Origin of the sequence: Undibacterium sp. TJN25 (assembly GCF_049339885.1) — a bacterium.
GTDB lineage: Bacteria > Pseudomonadota > Gammaproteobacteria > Burkholderiales > Burkholderiaceae_D > Undibacterium.
Map to the genome: position 1 here is coordinate 1 of NZ_JBMPPM010000010.1, position 16,743 is coordinate 16,743.

The following is a 16,743-nucleotide window of genomic DNA, read 5'->3' on the forward strand; positions in this document are numbered from 1 at the left end:
ACATTGGGCACAGCCAGATCAGATTTGAATTTATGGCAGATTAATTGGAATGGATTTTTGGCTATAGGAGATGTTTTTGCGGGGATTTCCTGCATCTGCCGAGTATGCATAATTCTTAGTTATCGATCAAAGGGTAATAGTTTCCCATAATAAAGAACAATTTGCTCAATTGCCGTAAATTGCTCGTCAGCGCATTGGCCCACTCTTTTGACTCTCCCTCCATTGACTGGCGAACGCCGCGCACCTTCCGTACGCCCCCTTAAATACTAAATTGTTAAACTCCTCGTGGAGATGCTTGGGACTGCGAGTCTGCTTACGAAATTTGCCGCCTAGGTCTTGAGCCAGCCTGAAAGTCGGAAGGCGTATGAATCGAAGGCACCGGCGGATTGGCGTGCCGAATAGACATTTTTCCGAGCGCAGGTGGCACCGGATGGTATTGCGGGAGATACCGAGCTTCTTGGCTATTGCCCGGAGCGGGACTTGGTCAGGAAGGTACCAACGTCAGATTATTATTAATAATGTCACGTCAGTCACTCAGATCCCCTACTCATTTTAATTAGTAGGATTGTGTGCTAAACGTGGGGGTCAATTTTCGATTTAAATCAACAATGCTCATTAGCATGGCATTCAAATTTAATTTTCCCAAGAGTTTCAGCTTTATTGCTCACGGCACGAATTGGCCGGAGCCATCACTGGCGAATCTTCCCCTGGCCCATACAAGTGCAAACCCACAAGCCAATTCAATAGATATGGCTCTTGTTTGCCCATATCAGGATCGCGAGCCGCAAAGAAAAAGCCATTATGGCCATTAATAATTTCTTTTGGGGCTCTAACAACCCATACAGGAGCATAAGGATCAGGCTCAGACCAATCGGCTTGAGTGGGAGGCGTCAAAACAGCAACCGCTCGCTTTGTGCCATTTTCATCAGAGATCAAGCATAATCGATGCGTCCTGTAACGGTCTGTGAATCCAATAGCGTGAATATTTGCCTCCTTTTCCCGCGCATGGACATTCGATTCACTGTCGCTAGGGTACGCCTCAAGCAAGGTCAAAACTCTCCTGCCGAGTGTAAAGATAGGCCCTGTTGCGCTATCATTATCAGCAGTCAATACGACTACCTTCGGCCGATCCTCGGGGTATCTGCATCCATCGCTCGGCTTCATTAGAGTATGCAGCGCCTCAAATCGAGTTGCTTCAAATGCAGGATTAATCAATATCAGCATGTCAGGAAAAACGGGAGGCGTCTTGTCATGTTCAAGCGATAGCGATTCAGATTTTTCTATACGGTCCTTTCGCAGAATTATTGCCGAAGGTCGCGAGATAGTCGGCTTGCAACCCGCTGCGCCTTCTTCTGGTTTTGTGAGTGTCAATTCATTCAATACAGCGGGAGACAAACCGTGAAAGGCAATGAGTCCACCAAAACTATGACCAACTACAACTGTCCGCATACGATCTGAACGCGAATTTGGCTTCTGGGACTCACCAATTTGAAGTTTTCGCAACTGTGCGAATAGTTCGCGCACGTCTCCCTTTGCCACGCGCTCGGCAGCATTTCGGCGATCAATAACTGTAGTAACACTCAAGATTTCCGAGTCAATTGACTCTCCTCTCCACGCCGCATACACACCTATTATGCGACGATGGCGGATTTTTGTATCCAATCTGGTCGCCGCCGCGTATTGGTCGTTGGCTATTTTTAGCATAGCCCGAAATTCATGAACATTACAATCATTGTCATGTGCATTGTGGTGCCAACCGTGGACAAACGCAACAATGAGAAAGTCAGTTTCTGCGAAAACGGGATCATTGAGCTCTCGCTTCAGACGTTTCTGCACGACCTCCATTTGACTCGGTTGGCCGCCCGCATTGTACAACCACCCTTCGTCGTCAAATTCAGTATAGCCAGCCCAGTAATCTTTATAGTCTTCAATCGAGTTTGCACGGGTTGTCGCAGTGCTGCCTACGTTTCCACATCCATTACTCGGATTTAGCGCGTCGATGATGGGTGTGTCCTCCCCTGATCCATGATGGGTGCGAATTTCTGTCAGGCTAGTGCAACCGCAACTCAGCGCAGCAAATGCAAAACAGATAGATCGTAAAACACTGCTCATTCTCGCTTCTCCAAAGCGACGCGCCGCAACGCGAATCGTTTCACTAAGCAATTGGCTGCCAATGCCATGAATCACGACAATATGCTCATTCATCATGGGAAGATCATCCAAGCCAGCTTGTTCCACCATGACGAAACACTTAATTTCTGACGAACAGGGTCCGTGACACTATTCATGGATAACTCCATATTGTGATCTTGTAAAAAATAGGTGCGAACCTTAATTTGTAAAGCTCTGTGAGCGGCGCAACCAAACGCGCCTGCTTTGATAATCTGCTAGCGTTCAACCCATTTTATACGTGGGTAGACCGCTTTCTATCTTCGAAGCTTAGTTGCCATTTGCGATCTTTATCATTTTCTATCGCAAAAAATTTCATTCAGTCGAAAATTTGCGAGGAAGTTTCTAATGCTTCCTCTGCCCATTCCGGCGCCTACCCGGCAACGTCACCTTTCGTAGACATGACTTCAGCGGCGTCTGCAATAATGCTTTTCGAAGTATTGGCCTTCATGTCTGCAGGAATACCATCCCATTCGGTACGCAGTCTCCCCAACGTACTCACGCGAACGAAATTACCTTCCCGCATATATGATCGGATGTCGTCGCTGCTCAAGAATCCATCGACCGCAGTGCTATTCTTATTTCGACATACCGCCCCAACATGGAGTAGCTGTTGGGTCGCGCCAACAGCGTGGATCAACATCAAAACGACTTCCCGCCTCATCTTTATGCTTTATGGCTATCTGATAGGTTCGAGCCGTTACTTTGGCGACAGCGGCATATGACATTTACAATATCGTACGGTTCCACTCCGACGTAACTGGCTTTTATAGTCCAGGGAACTGAATAGAAACATCGGTGCAGTGGTAGTCCTTATGGCATTCCCTTTTTCATAACAGCAATCCAATTACGCTCAATGTAATCCTCGAAATGCCGCTTCCCCTCTTCGAATTAAAATGGATTACATTTGGGCGACGGATATTAGAGGTGTTGTGGTTTTGAACGATACTTTTGAAATTCCGACATTCTTTACGCAGTCCATCGAAACAGCCGCCTGCTCAAGAGTAGTTCCAAGCATTGCCAAGATTTTTTTATAGATTTTTGAATTGTCTTGCGCAAGGAGGTGCTCAGCGATGGCGCCGAGTTCTTCGTGGTGGGCGGACCAAAAGTGAAGGCACAAGCGTTAAAGACCAGCGGCATTAACCCTGCAACCCGACAGTGTAAGCGTGACATTATGGATTTCCTCTGAGCTGATTCCGGCGAATGCCTTTTTTACCGTTGCATTCACGATATCGCAATTAGATTAGATGCAAAATTGGAAATATCAAGAGTTATTTTTTGGCAACAATATGATTGAACATCATGATCGCCAAAAATCTCATATGCTGATTAAAAAATAGCGTTTCCATGCGCGAGGAGGGCAGCGAGAACAGGCTCTTGTGGAGCGTCTCAGTGCTCGACCGAGAGCCCCTTTTTCTCCTACGGTAACTACCGGCTTGAAACCCAACCGAGGTAACGGCGGTGGGCGAATACACCTCCCCGTTGCAGCAATCAAGAGCAAGGGTGTAACTATCTTGACGAAGCGGAAGCAGTTCACTCCTACGTGAATGCCAAAAATTTGTCGCTTCTTGCCTCGGTTGCTCGTCAACGCCTGTAAGGGTTCGCTGAATACTTAATGACCCATGGCGTAGTTGATCCTGATTTGCCCAGGCACAAAGCCATTGTGCAGTAGGAAGCCCTATCCGCCATCAAGCATTTTTGCAAGGTCGCGTGCATATTTAGCGTTTCTACTCAAGTGGCTGAGTAGACGGGTGCGCGCCCTGATCGACGGTTTCGCGCAAAACTCTCCGAAGCTTGCGCCGACGTAGGATTCGTTGTTTGCGCGTCCGCTAGAAGGCCCCTTGTAGCAATTAAATTAATATTTGTATTTTTATAAAAATAGACTATATTTTTCAAATACAAATAAAACAACTATAGCCTCGGGAATTCTTCACTGTTGACAATGTTCGCTGGCACTTGCTTGCGACGTGTTTTCATTTTCTAAGAGTTGAATAAAGCCGAAATTTGCCATTCATCGCCAATTTCAAAGCGAGGCTTTGTCTATTTGAATTAAACCGTTTTCAGTTGGACACGCATCCATATTGTCTGAATAATCAACACGAGAAATTTTCCGTTATCACATCTCGCTTTAACGCGGGCAGAGAGGTTATTGTGAAACAAATGATGCTGTTACTCACGCTTGAGCGCTTATTTGCACTTATTGTTGCCGCAACCATCTCCGGTTGTGCTAGCTACCAAATCGCAACGACCACCGATTTCACCGACGCTGCTAAAAAACTGACTGACACCGTAAAATCGGTCGATGATAAAAACGTAATGGCACAAAACACATTTCGGAAAATTACAATCGCCCAGGATGACACGTGCCAAATCGCCGGTGAACCGATTTTTTTACGCCACGCAGAAGGCATTGCCAATGATCCCAGTCCGTCTCATGCGCCGCTGCCTCCAACAGGAATTTTCATTGATGGGCGTCCAAGTACGATTTCCCTCTTGGTTAACTCCGGAAAGTGGAAGGCCATAGAGAATTCCTGTGAAGCGCTAAGGCGCTGTGAAAAAAACCCCTCTTACCAAGGATGTAACTCAATTTGTTATTCCGAGGTAGAGACTGGTTGTCTTTTAACGATTTTAGAGCTTTCGAGACAGAAGGCATTCGACTACGGAAATGGCACGACTGTGACTTGGGATACGAAGGAACTGAACGTAGTAAGGTTTCTTTTCGAAAATATAACCTACCCTCAGATTGACGCTATAAAAACGCAAGCACAAATTGATGCACTAATTTTCTTTTCAAATTACCTGGACTTACTCCAAAACGCCGCGAAACCACAGCCATCTCGCTTTGACCGTGTATTGGGTGGCTATAGAGAGGACCTTACTAAGTCCGTCGCGGACAACGCAAAGGATCTAGCAGAAAAAGCTGAGAGCGTAAGAAAAAAATATAACGACATTGCGGAGCATGTCGCTATTCTGCCCAAGATAAATGGAGTAACAGACGACAACCTCACGAAAGAACTGGGAGCTATTGGAGGCGTCGTAAACGTGCTTAACCAGATCGCGGAGTCAGACGGATCAGTGGAACTCATCCGCAAAATCGTAAACACAAAAGTCGACGAAAACGACAAGGAAAATGACGCAGGTACTCCTAGATGGAAGCGAATAAACGGAATGATTAGTGAACTAGGCACTGAAGTGGTAGCGACAATGAAGAGCACCTTTGTGTCAAGCGGATTGGCAAATGAACGGATTCGAGCCGCTTATCAGAATGACTTCCGGACAAAAAAAGGAAATTTAATTGAACGCTCTGCGATTCTTGAAAAATTAAAAAACTATCCAATACCAACGTCCGAGGAATATAAAAATTTAGTTAGTAAAGATTTAGAGAAAATCATATCTGAAACTCAGAATGCTCATGAAAAATTAATCGAAGTCTTAAACAATCCGACCGCAGCTGATAGACGAGCTGAAGCAAAAGCTGGACTCAAGACTTTAGAGATTTTAATTGGCTCTTTTATTCAAGTTGTGGCTATTTATAAATGATTACAGGAGAAGTCGATGGCTCTGATCGGAGATGTTAGTAACAACCTAGCTGACCTTGCTGCCCAATTAGTGATTTCCGGTGGACGACTTCCCTCGCCTTCCCCCTTTCCTGTTGGAAGCGGTCCAAGATTGCAAGATTATGTAGCATGGGTAATTGCAGCGAAAACCCACGTCGATATGCTCATTGCAGGTGGCGGGTCGACATCATCGGCGTCCGATATCAACGTTTGCGATCATCAAATACTGGTCGCATCACAAATGGTTGCGGACGCTAATGCCGGCACTCAAAGATCCTACAGCGCGGTACAGATATATACGCAAATCGGAATTGTAGCAAGGGCAGCAAATACTCTAAATTGATAGAGCATTAACGGGTAAAACGATTAGTCTTGCCAATACCAAGCATAGGAGTCCGAATGGAATACAACTCGTCAAAAAGTGCATTCTCCCGTCCCGAGTAGCAACGACCACTCCCCAACATCAGTCAACACCCAGAGGATGACTCCCGTCAGACTCTCGCTGGAAAATAACAATGAAACGGATCCTTGTTTTCTCAGATGGCACTGGCAACAGCTCAGCAAAAGCTCAAAAGACTAATGTCTGGCGACTATTCCAAGCTGTCGACCAAGCGATGCCCGACCAACTTGCAAAATACGACGATGGCGTCGGTACCTCCTCTAACAAATACCTGGCCGCACTCGGTGGAGTATTCGGATATGGACTAAAGCGTAATGTCATCGACCTGTATAAGTTTATCTGCAGGAACTACGTGGGCAAGGACGGGGAGGAAAACAATGACGAGATATATGGATTTGGGTTCAGCCGCGGCGCTTTCACGATCCGAATGCTGATTGGACTCATAGACAATCAAGGGTTGGTACCCTTTGGATCAGAAGAAGAGTTGCATTCGAACGCGGTTCTGGCTTATCGACGTTTCCGCGACAAACGTTTTACTTCCCGAAGCCCCTTCGTTTGGCTTGGAAGGCGGTTACGAGATAGCCTGCTGTGGCCGTTCAACCGAACTGCAAACGCCGCACTCAAGAAAGCGCGCAGAAATATCCCATTTCAGTTCCTTGGCCTCTGGGATACCGTCGCTGCCTACGGTATGCCGGTTGATGAGTTGAAGTGGGGTATCTCTCTGCTCATCTGGCCAATGGTTACCGCCGACCGTACCCTGTCAAAGAATGTTAGACGCGCGTGTCATGCTCTTTCGCTTGACGATCAGCGATTGACATTTCACCCGATTCTATTCGATGAATCGAGGGAATCCATAAGTAGCGACTCAACATTAAAAAGAATCACGCAAGTCTGGTTTCCGGGAGCACACTCAAACGTAGGCGGTGGTTACCCGGAAGATCAGTTGTCTCTAGTCTCGTTCGACTGGATGGTCAGCCAATTGAGAGGGACCGGCCTACGTCTGGACTCAGCGGTTTTAAAAAATTTTGCCGAGGACCGCTCGGCATACGCACGAATCTATGACTCACGTTCAGGTGTTGCATCTTACTACCGGTATGCACCACGATCGCTGGAGATGGGCTGCGATATAAATAAAAAACCTATCGTACCGACTGTTCACGGTAGTGTGGTCATGCGCATGGCATACGGTTCCGATGCCTATGCTCCAATTTCTCTACCAAGCACATTCAATGTGCTCGCGCCTGACGGTACGCTTCTTACTATGCATGGTTTCACCGACATCTACACAAGTAGCTCCCCGCCAAGTGCTCAGCCGGCGACGACAGTCGGTGATCCTGCAGCGCGCACCGATGCCCTGAAGAATGCGATCGCATCTCTGAATCCTCCGGAACAACCTGTCGACCCGGAGATGGTCCGTCAGGTGCACGATACGGTATGGTGGCGTAGGGTTACCTATTTCGCATGCCTCTTTTCAACATTGTCCGTTGTCGCGTTTCCTTATGCGGCTGGGCTTTACTCGAAGGTGGCCAAGTTCATCCTATCTTCAATTCCGTGGATCGGCACCAGTCTTGTCAAGACCCTCGGGAACTGGTCGCGATGTTTCACTATAATCTGGCAGGGATGGACAACAGACCTCTTCCAATTGGCCGACTCCGTGGTACCGACACCCGCGAAGGCATGGTTGCAGGCTCTAAAGAATCAGCCACTTGAGATGCTAGCCGCACTAGTGTTAGTTGTTATCTCATATGGAGCTGGTCAGTTTCTCGCTCAACGTATTCATGATCGATCACGATATGCGTGGCATCGTTCAAATAGCAAGAACTATCTTGACTGGGCAGTCCGTTCCTCAAAGAGCTCGCTCATTAAGTCTATCGCTCTAACAATTCTAGGAGCTCTACTCTTGCTGATTGCTTGGTTCAGCGGAACATCCAGTAAGGTATGGAGCACGATACTGATGCTTATACTAATATCGAGCGCCGTGATCGCATGGAGGACGGCAATTTTGTGCCGGGTGCTCAAAGATACTGACTTAGTCGAAAAAGGGGGACATTCGCTGCCGTCGACGCCGACGCTAAAGGTGGCGAGATTCATGCGCTGTAATGTTCATCTAATCTGCGTCTGGGAAATTCTGGCCGATCGGCTGATTCCCTTGTTGTTTGCACTTGCACTGGGCTATGCAATCGTCGGCATCAGCTACCATACCATTCTGCGTGCCGCCAGCTCAGCAGGCGCATTCTGCTCAGAGCAGTCCGAAGTTGGGGCAACGACATCGGCGAACTTCGACGCTACGAAATTGTGTTGGGCCTCGGCCCGAAAAGTGCAACAGGGTCACGGTTACCAACTTACGTTGACCAAATTGGACTCCTGGAGTGACGGATCAGTTTCGATTGGCGTGGGAGGAGTGTCCGCTCCTACCTTCAACGAAACCCTAGTGTATGCATTGGCAGAACCAATGAAAAGGTCGTGGAGCGGGCAATGGTTCCAACCCATCGCCCGAGTGGGGCGGCTCGGAGATGTTGAATATCCGATGACCACTATGGCGTCCTCCGCCAAAACCGCGAGCGTGCGCTTTATAGCGAAACGTGACGGAGAAATTTTTCTCTACGTTAACGATGCGATTCTACTCGTGCCAAGCAAGGCGAATCAATTCTACTCTAACAACAAGGGCTATGGCAGTCTAGCAGTCTGCGAGCTGGCCGGGCCTCTTGACGGAAACCTGACAGACAAGGCCCTCGTGGATAAGAATTGTCTCAAGTAGAGGTGATTAAGTGAATAAGGGGCACACAATAGTCTGTGTCCTATTACCGGAAATTCTACCTTTGATCGGAACTATTTATTGGGTCAGCCTCAGTCAGGCCAAGCAAATTGAAGGAGTTTCCCCTTCTATACCAATTCAGTGATGGCCACATCGGATGAGTTAGGCCAAGATGGGGTGCAACATTTCTCATCCGATTACAACGCAACAGCGGGAATTGTCATGCTAGGTCATTGAGTACGATGTATATCTCTGAAGACGTATCATGCGCTAGGGAACAAGCACCAAATTAACAAGAAGGCTTGATTAGTTAGTTACAGACAACGCATTCCATGCTGCCAAGGAATCCATATAATCTCTCCAATGAGCAATTTGTCGATTGGCGAGAACGATGATTGAACAAAACCGATTGTTGTAACGAACTCCAGAAGCAAGAATCGTCCCGTGGACATCGTATTCGATCACAACGACTTGTCCATCGTCCGCGACGTGCTTGGTAAGATGGTCAACTGAGTGCAACTCGATGTGCTTGCCATAGCCACGGAAACTCTCCATCAGCTCGGCTCGGCCCTTGATGATTCTAGGCCATCCGGGGAAGTCATAGCGGACCTCGTAAATGGTCTCCTCATTTACGCAGTCGAAGAAGTGGTCCCCGTCGACGAGATCGCCTAGCGCTTCTCGGACAAGGTCGAAGTACGGCTTAACGGGCGCGTATGTTGAGTACTCTTTTTTTGTCATGTTATCTCTCCAAAAATAAGTCTGTTAGGATGAGTTCATCCAGTATTCAATATCGAAAGGGAGAAAATATCTCCCTTCCCTCAATCCAATTTAGTTACTCAGCCGTGCTTTCAGTTCCTCGGCTGCTTGATGCAGGGCGGCCCGCGTCGCCGGCACATTGCTAACTACATTGAGCAGTCCGAAATCGTGAATCATTCCATTGTAACGGGCTGTGACCACAGGTACGCCGGCAGCGTCGAGTTTGCGTCCGTAGGCTTCGCCTTCATCTCGCAGCACGTCTTTTTCCGCGGTAATGATCAAAGCGGGCGGTAGGCCATGCAACTGACCTGGCGTCGCTAACAGGGGCGATACATGGATATCCTGGCGCTGGATCGGGTCTGCCGTGTAGGCATTCCAGAACCACTTCATCATCGGACGAGTCAAGAAGTGGCCTTGTTCGAACTCGTCATAGGACGCATCCTCAAAATTCGCGTCCGTGACCGGCCAAAAGAGCACCTGCGACTTAATAGCCGGGCCGCCCTTCTCCTTGGCCATCAAGGCGGTGACTGCAGCCATGTTGCCACCGACGCTATTCCCGACCACCGCCAAGCGCTTGCCATCAACATTGATTTCGGCGCCATGTTCGGCGACCCACTTGGTGGCGGCGTAGATTTCATTGATCGCCACCGGATAGTGCGCTTCCGGCGATGGTGTGTAGTTCACGAACACTGCAGCGAAGCCGGTTTCTGCCACCATGTCTCGTACGAAGCGTTCGTGGGTCGGGAAATCACCGAGGATCCACCCGCCACCGTGGATGAATACAAAGACCGGTAACCGGCCCTTGACACCGATCGGGCGAACGATATTCAGCTTGATCTGCTTGCCGTCGACGGTAATGGTTTTCTCACTTACATCGGCCGGTGCCAGCTTAGCGCCGGCCTGTGCGCCGGCCAGCACTTGTCGGGCTTCAATCGGGCTGAGCGTCTCCAGCGGCTTACCGCCAGAAGCCGCCAGCGCTTCAAGGAACGCTTGAGTGTTGTGCTCGACGCCGTAGCTACCGGCAGCAAGTGCGAGAGCGGATGCGGCCGACAAAAGCGCGGCAAACAAAGCTTTGATGTTGTTTTTCATGTTCAATTCCTAGTTAGTTTTATCAGGGGACGCGGCAAAAAAAATTTGGACCGGTGCGCGTGGCCGATCCAACAGAAAGCGACTTACCAAGCGGAGGCGGTCTTGATCGCGAATTCTCCGAAACGGATTGGCGTTGCGCCAGTCACAAAAAAAACATCGTCGTTCGGTTGAGATCCGCGCCCACTTGCGACCGTCTCGGTAAGATTGCGGAGTACCTCGCCATATTCGGCAGGTACACCCGCCTGTATCATTGCGTTTACCCATACGTCGCGATCGATATTCCGATAGCTTATCTTGCGACCGACTGCGTTCGAGATGAGGTTCGCTGCCTCGTCAAAGGTGAGCGCTTCGGGACCAGTCGGGGCATATTCACGTCCGGAGTGTAGCGATGGGTAGATCAGCGTCGATGTCGCCACAGAGGCGATGTCTTCTGCGCTAACAAAAGCTTCGGCGCCCGTGCCACACGGTACGATGATTTCGTCGTTCACCGGCTTGAGGAAGGTTTCGCAGAAGTTCTGCATAAACCAGGCCGGGCGCAGGATGGAATGCGAGAGCGACTTGCGCGAGGCAAGATCCAGTTCCACGGCGCGCAGCGCAACTTCGAGAGGCGCATGCTCGATACCGTATGCGCTGAGATAGGTCACATGGCGAACGCCGGCCAGTTCCGCCTCATCAAGGAAGCGAGATACGATGCTCGCAAAATCGACCCGCATCACAGGCGAAACTAGATAAACACCTGAGACCCCTTGAAGAGCTGGGCCGAAGGTTGCTGGGTCGCTCCAGTCAAAGCGGATGTCGGCATTCGTACGAGCAGCTCTGCGGACTAAGATCCCACGTTTCGCCAGCTTTTGAGCGACCCGGGCGCCAGTCTTTCCGGTAGCGCCAAGTACCAAGATACAGTTGTTCGTTGGTAAGTTCATTGTTTTTCCCTAGTGATTTAATCGGTAGGGTGATTTTAGAGGCGATGAATGAGCGTCTCAATATGTTTGACGCTCAATATTTTGTGTGATACGCTCAAATCATGGATATACTTCAAGAACACTTGGTAAGGGCACGCGCATCCGGCGGCGTATTTGCGCGATCTGTTGCCATAGCCCCTTGGGGCCTTAGGTTGCCGGGCACGATTCAGCTAGCCGTTCACGCGGTGATTCAGGGGCGAGCTTGGTTGTGGACTGAAGGCGGCGATAGCCCCCTTGAACTAAGGCCCGGTGACCTGGCGCTCGTTCGAGGGGGACCCGATCATTTCATTGCCCATGAACCCGGCGCCCTCTGCGTATCTCCAGAGGATTTCCGAATCCAACATGCTGCTGATGAGGAAAAGCTTGATCCGCGTGCAGCGATATTTCTATGCGGGGCATATCGCTTCGCTGGAGACATTGGTGCTGGACTGGTTAATGCGCTGCCGCCAGTGCTCTCCATCCCGTCACGCATCGATAATTCCATACACGGCGTGGTCGAGATTTTGTCCAGGGAGCTTGCAGGTGCGGAGCCTGGCCGTCAAACGGTACTAGACAGGCTGCTGGACGTTTTGGTGGTTCTTGGACTTCGAACGGGGCTCGCAAGCAGCGCAAATGCACCTGCGTGGTTCCGTGGCGCTTCTGACCCACGCTTGTCACGTGCTTTGCAGGCAATGCATGAAGACACTTGCAAAACGTGGACAGTGGAAGAAATGGCAAGGCTGAGCAATATGTCTCGTGCAACGTTTGCGCGTATATTCCAGGAAGTTCTCGGCGGCCCCCCGATGAAGTACCTTACGGACTGGCGAATGACTGTCGCGCGTGACCTTTTGCGAACTCATGACACTCCACTAATCGAAGTTGCTGAGCGAGTTGGCTATTCGTCTTTATATGCGTTTGCAACTGCTTTCCGGCGCATACATGGGCAACCTCCTGGGCGGTGGCGGCAGTTAGAGTCGGCTGCCGTGGAGGGTACGCTGACCCACTAAGCTTGTCTGGTCACGAATGCGCCAGCGTCGAATAATGCCTAGCAACGCCAAGTCGATCACTCCAAACTCCTGCTCAGTTTTCTGAACAGGATTGTTTCTATATGTAGGTAAATTTTCGATGCAAAGCAACAAAAGACAGCTTCTGTGCATGACGTGTAGATAGTCACTATTGACGAGGCCTGAGTCAGTCATATCGCGAACGCTCTTCATTTATCTCTTCACGTTGAATTTTCAGATCCAAACTTTCAATCTCGGCTTCAATCCATTGCGTAACGTCGGCCTCAAAGCCCGCTGCCAGCCATCGACGAAATTTGTCTCGCTTTCGTTTCTGGTAATCGCTGGTCCGACCGGTCCAACCGCCCGATCCAAAAGTCGCGCTGATTCCACTTCGCACACCATCAAACCCCGAGTATCTATTCAACAATTCTCGTGTCAGTTGACCGCCTGTCTCATCGTCGAGGCTCCGCGGAGCAGCATGAGCCATTAATACCGATCTGGGCCCTGGGTCCACTTCAATCCATTTTAGAATTTCAGAAACCGGAAGGTCGGCTATGGCACCTCGCTGCTCTCTTCCTTCGAATGTGGATAAACCGCCCTTGAGCCAATTGAAAAGGTCACTACGCCATTTTGGAAGCGATTCTTCGATGTGTTTTCTTACAATATCCCATGCCCCAGCGGGATCGGTCCGAACCAGATTAGTTGCCAACGGCTCCGCATACGTGTCATAACTTAGGCGGTACACTTTACCCATTCCGGTAAGCAACTCGTCTAGCAGCAAAAGTGCGCGCGTTCTGTCCCATTTGATCAATTTCTCGCAGACATTTTTCCAGTGATAGCCTCTCATTACGTCGCGGCCCGTCTCCCCCGGAATTGCTTTTGTCACCGCTCCGAACACGAAGGCCGAACTAAAAGGCGAAGAATCATTGAGCGGTACTGAGTCGAGCAGTTCGACCAATAGGAAAATCGCCTCTTCAGACCCATATTCGCGCAGTTGACTAAATAAACGCGCCACTCTTTCTGCAGGAAGCAATTCAATAACCTTCCCGAACCCAAGCATTCCGAAAAGCCGCGGTTCGACCCATCGTTTTTCCAGTGCGTCCAAGCATTGCACGAACAGTTCGTCTTCATACTCCGAGCGAAGTGCAATTGACACGCCCAACCAAGCAGAGGCCTTCTCATTAACGAAACCGGTGACAGTAGAAAGATAGAGCTTCGAATCGGTGCGCCGGATTGCGGTCAGGTAGGCGTGCAGACACACGTGATGTTTAGTTTCCAGCGCCAGCCGAGTGAGAGGCATCAGCAGCGTACGTGCCTGGTCGTTGAGCCCTAACTGGTCGCCGAAATGCCACAACGCCGGAGTATTTGCTGCAGGCGCAAGCAGATGCTGAACTTCATTTAGCTTTTCGGGGCGCCGGGCAATCCGGCGAGCCAGTGCATTGACAAGCGTCTTGGATCGGGTCTTCCCCTTTTGATGCATTTCACGGAAATGCTCGTCCCATTCCATCCAATCGACATCAACCACATATCTTTGAAATCGACTGGCCATATTTCGTCTGGTGTAGCGACGTTCAATGCCGCGCAGTCTGCTGGCAACAATGGAACCCTTTTCGCAATCTACATACTCTTGTGAATGCCAGAAAAATTCATTGAGCTTCCCGGGCGCCATCGCGTCGTCGTTAATTAGCGCTTCCAGAACCTGGAACGCCAACTCGGTACATGGAGGTGTTTTAATCTGCTGTTCAACAGCGTTCAGCAAGGCAAGGCAGACTTCCGGGCGCAGAGAAGACGGCCAATTTCGCGTCTCGTCGATCAACGTTTGAAAGTAAATGAGATGAGCTTTCCACCAATCGCTATACGTTGTAGGACTCCAGAGCTTGGCTTTTTGTCTCAGTCCTTGATACTCCGGCCCGACTATCCGCATGCCCCTGCCACGACTATCGAGCGCAGATTCGATTGCTTTGAGGCCAAGAACGCGTTCCACATCCCTAGGCGCCCTAAGCAGCTTTACAAGCGCTGGCAGCCGAGATTCCGGTGACGATTCCGTCGCGGCAACTTCCGGGCCAATGCGAAACAGTCCGACTAACGTGCCAGTAGAATTGTTTGAGAAATTTGCGTTCTCATTCGCAGCGAACCGGGCCAAGACTTGAATGGCCCTTACGGTATGGGCTGGCCATACCGCAATTTTTTCAAGTGCCCAGACGACGCTTTGTCGATCCTGCTTGAAATCGTACAGTTCCTGATCTGTCCACTTTCCTACGGTGGCTTCGAGGAGTCTCAATACCGCAGCGGGATTGGCTTCGGCTAACGTGGATAAGAATCGCGCCCCTTTTGCCGAGGTTAATAGTGCGTGCTCGGCAAAGATGCCATCTGGTCTAAGGACATCATCAATGACGTGGGCCGTAGTTGCACCTCCGGCAAATTTGAACATATTCATGAACCACGTATGCAACGACTCTGGCATGGAACTGAATGTCTCGGTGAAATCAAACGCGCGACCATAGCGCTCCCAGAACTGCTTCCATAGGTAGATGTGAAGGGCCCTCGGTACAAAGAAAAGTGTTCTACTACCCTGTAAAACTCTCCGCGCGCGAAGATGTAGAATGACCTCTTGGAACCTTGCCCACCCAAGAGTAGGATCTATCTTTCGAATCAGCTCGGAGATGTACACCGCCTCATCCCCGACCGGCGCTTCGTAACCGAATCGGCTAAACAAAGCCAAATGTTGGGTTACACAGTCTACCTGCCTTGCGGAGGCCTCGTCGCGCCGGCCGTAGCCATGTAGAAATCTGAGCCAAATTGGTACGGTGGATGGCGGCTTCAGTAGATCATCCGGGTTGGCGCGAAGATTTTCCGCAACCGCTTGGGCCACTCTCGGCGACCCTTCGCAGATCGTGACCCATCGGTGCAGTTCTTGCTTGTCGCCAACTTGGGTGGCCAGTATCTTTCGTATGATTCCATCTGGTAGACGTGGTGTATCGAGTCGCTCGATTTCCTCATCGTGAGTCTCATCCCTTCCATGGTCAATCGAGACAATTTTCAGGCTACCGCAGAGCGGCTTTAAGTGTCTCCAGATATCTGATAACTCGAACTCTGGAAGTTCGTCGATAACTAGTATGAGCGGCTTGTCGTAGCCAGCTTTCAGCAATTGTCGAAAAAGTTTCGTCTGCCCGAATAGTGAGCCGTGCTGAATATATAGTACATAGGGTGCGATGTTTTCATCCTTGACCGACTCAAGAACGATGCGAGTCTTTCCAAGGCCGGTCTCACCCAGAACGCGGATATGTTTGGTCTCACCTTGCAATCCTGCCCGGATTTGGGCAATTATCTCCGACTGTTCGGACGATGGTTCAAAGGCATTTGCCAATTGGGCGTCGCGCTGCCACTCCTCCAGTACCCACGCCTCCTGGATCGGGTCTGGTGCCATCAACGATGCCGTCCCGGGATAGCGCTCCGCAAACTCAGCAAGTTGACTCGCGCCAAAGACTTGAATCTTCTCTTCGTATCCTGGGAACCCCATTTCATCGAGAATCGAAGCAATCTGACTAATCGAATCATTGCGCTGTTCAGGAGTCAGGTCATGACCCGTGCAAAGCAACGTATAGCGACCACCGCGACGGACAATTCGCTCAACCTCCGAATGCAGTTGCCCTTTACTGTTCACCAGTTCGCTGCGGACGGAACTGACAGTCCAAGGTTTGAATGCCGTTCCTGACTTGATCTGGAAACCCGTAGCCCCATCCTGGAAAATGCAATCTGTTGGAATAGTTGATCCAACGGGTGGCTTGACCTCTGCGTCAATGCCTCCATCGGCAATCGTGAGCCGAGTAGAAATTGTCAATGCAGCCGGCGTTAATTTGGCATACCCACATTCGGCTCGAAGAATTGCGCGCACTACTAGAACGGCTCGCTCCGGGGTAAGTGCGGTGACTGATGCGATTGGAACGTCCAGCAGATTATTCATTGTGTTTGCGCCCATCGAATGGATGTTAAATTGCGATAGGAATGAATCCCAGGGAGGCGACGAGCGCGGTCATCGGTGCGTACAGAGCCCTGCTTTTGCTAACACATGGTT

Annotated in this window: 9 protein-coding genes; 4 read left to right on the forward strand and 5 right to left on the reverse strand. The window is 50.1% G+C overall.

Features of this window, described 5'->3' with window-relative positions; genetic code table 11:
• Positions 1-657: 657 nt before the first annotated feature.
• Positions 658-2,241, reverse strand: a complete 1,584-nt coding sequence (locus ACO0LO_RS22235; protein WP_422967498.1) for a hypothetical protein — start codon at positions 2,239-2,241, stop codon at positions 658-660.
• 2,088 nt (positions 2,242-4,329) lie between these two features.
• Here ACO0LO_RS22235 and ACO0LO_RS22240 point away from each other — a divergent pair.
• From ACO0LO_RS22240 to ACO0LO_RS22250, 3 genes are all read left to right on the forward strand, one after another.
• A complete protein-coding gene (locus ACO0LO_RS22240; protein ID WP_422967500.1) occupies positions 4,330-5,709 on the forward strand; it encodes a hypothetical protein in 1,380 nt (459 codons plus the stop codon).
• Positions 5,710-5,724: 15 nt separating this feature from the next.
• Positions 5,725-6,069, forward strand: coding sequence for a hypothetical protein (locus ACO0LO_RS22245; RefSeq protein WP_422967502.1), 345 nt, complete (start codon positions 5,725-5,727; stop codon positions 6,067-6,069).
• A gap of 172 nt (positions 6,070-6,241) precedes the next feature.
• Positions 6,242-8,884: a DUF2235 domain-containing protein gene (locus ACO0LO_RS22250; protein ID WP_422967504.1), complete on the forward strand. Its 2,643-nt coding sequence runs from the start codon at positions 6,242-6,244 to the stop codon at positions 8,882-8,884.
• 303 nt (positions 8,885-9,187) lie between these two features.
• On the opposite strand, the gene ACO0LO_RS22255 is transcribed toward ACO0LO_RS22250, so the two are convergent.
• The 3 genes from ACO0LO_RS22255 to ACO0LO_RS22265 all read right to left on the reverse strand — a co-directional run bounded on the left by ACO0LO_RS22255 (position 9,188) and on the right by ACO0LO_RS22265 (position 11,646).
• The gene (locus tag ACO0LO_RS22255) at positions 9,188-9,619 is read right to left on the reverse strand and encodes a nuclear transport factor 2 family protein (RefSeq protein WP_422967506.1); all 432 of its coding nucleotides are present in this window, start codon (positions 9,617-9,619) and stop codon (positions 9,188-9,190) included.
• Positions 9,620-9,709: 90 nt separating this feature from the next.
• Positions 9,710-10,726, reverse strand: coding sequence for an alpha/beta hydrolase (locus tag ACO0LO_RS22260; RefSeq protein WP_422967508.1), 1,017 nt, complete (start codon positions 10,724-10,726; stop codon positions 9,710-9,712).
• Between the two features lie 83 nt (positions 10,727-10,809).
• Positions 10,810-11,646 (reverse strand): NmrA family NAD(P)-binding protein, encoded by an 837-nt coding sequence (locus tag ACO0LO_RS22265; RefSeq protein ID WP_422967510.1) that lies wholly within the window; start codon positions 11,644-11,646, stop codon positions 10,810-10,812.
• A gap of 101 nt (positions 11,647-11,747) precedes the next feature.
• On the opposite strand from ACO0LO_RS22265, the gene ACO0LO_RS22270 reads away from it, so the two are divergent.
• Positions 11,748-12,671 (forward strand): AraC family transcriptional regulator, encoded by a 924-nt coding sequence (locus tag ACO0LO_RS22270; protein WP_422967512.1) that lies wholly within the window; start codon positions 11,748-11,750, stop codon positions 12,669-12,671.
• 184 nt (positions 12,672-12,855) lie between these two features.
• Here ACO0LO_RS22270 and ACO0LO_RS22275 read toward each other — a convergent pair whose 3' ends face one another.
• The gene (locus ACO0LO_RS22275; protein ID WP_422967514.1) at positions 12,856-16,632 is read right to left on the reverse strand and encodes a hypothetical protein; all 3,777 of its coding nucleotides are present in this window, start codon (positions 16,630-16,632) and stop codon (positions 12,856-12,858) included.
• Between the last annotated feature and the right edge of the window lie 111 nt (positions 16,633-16,743).

Excerpts from the sequence above, each read along its gene's own strand:
- ACO0LO_RS22235 (WP_422967498.1), bottom strand. The coding sequence starts at position 2,241 with ATGGTGGAACAAGCTGGCTTGGATGATCTTCCCATGATGAATGAGCAT.
- ACO0LO_RS22240 (WP_422967500.1), top strand. The coding sequence starts at position 4,330 with ATGATGCTGTTACTCACGCTTGAGCGCTTATTTGCACTTATTGTTGCC.
- ACO0LO_RS22245 (WP_422967502.1), top strand. The coding sequence starts at position 5,725 with ATGGCTCTGATCGGAGATGTTAGTAACAACCTAGCTGACCTTGCTGCC.
- ACO0LO_RS22250 (WP_422967504.1), top strand. The coding sequence starts at position 6,242 with ATGAAACGGATCCTTGTTTTCTCAGATGGCACTGGCAACAGCTCAGCA.
- ACO0LO_RS22255 (WP_422967506.1), bottom strand. The coding sequence starts at position 9,619 with ATGACAAAAAAAGAGTACTCAACATACGCGCCCGTTAAGCCGTACTTC.
- ACO0LO_RS22260 (WP_422967508.1), bottom strand. The coding sequence starts at position 10,726 with ATGAAAAACAACATCAAAGCTTTGTTTGCCGCGCTTTTGTCGGCCGCA.
- ACO0LO_RS22265 (WP_422967510.1), bottom strand. The coding sequence starts at position 11,646 with ATGAACTTACCAACGAACAACTGTATCTTGGTACTTGGCGCTACCGGA.
- ACO0LO_RS22270 (WP_422967512.1), top strand. The coding sequence starts at position 11,748 with ATGGATATACTTCAAGAACACTTGGTAAGGGCACGCGCATCCGGCGGC.
- ACO0LO_RS22275 (WP_422967514.1), bottom strand. The coding sequence starts at position 16,632 with ATGAATAATCTGCTGGACGTTCCAATCGCATCAGTCACCGCACTTACC.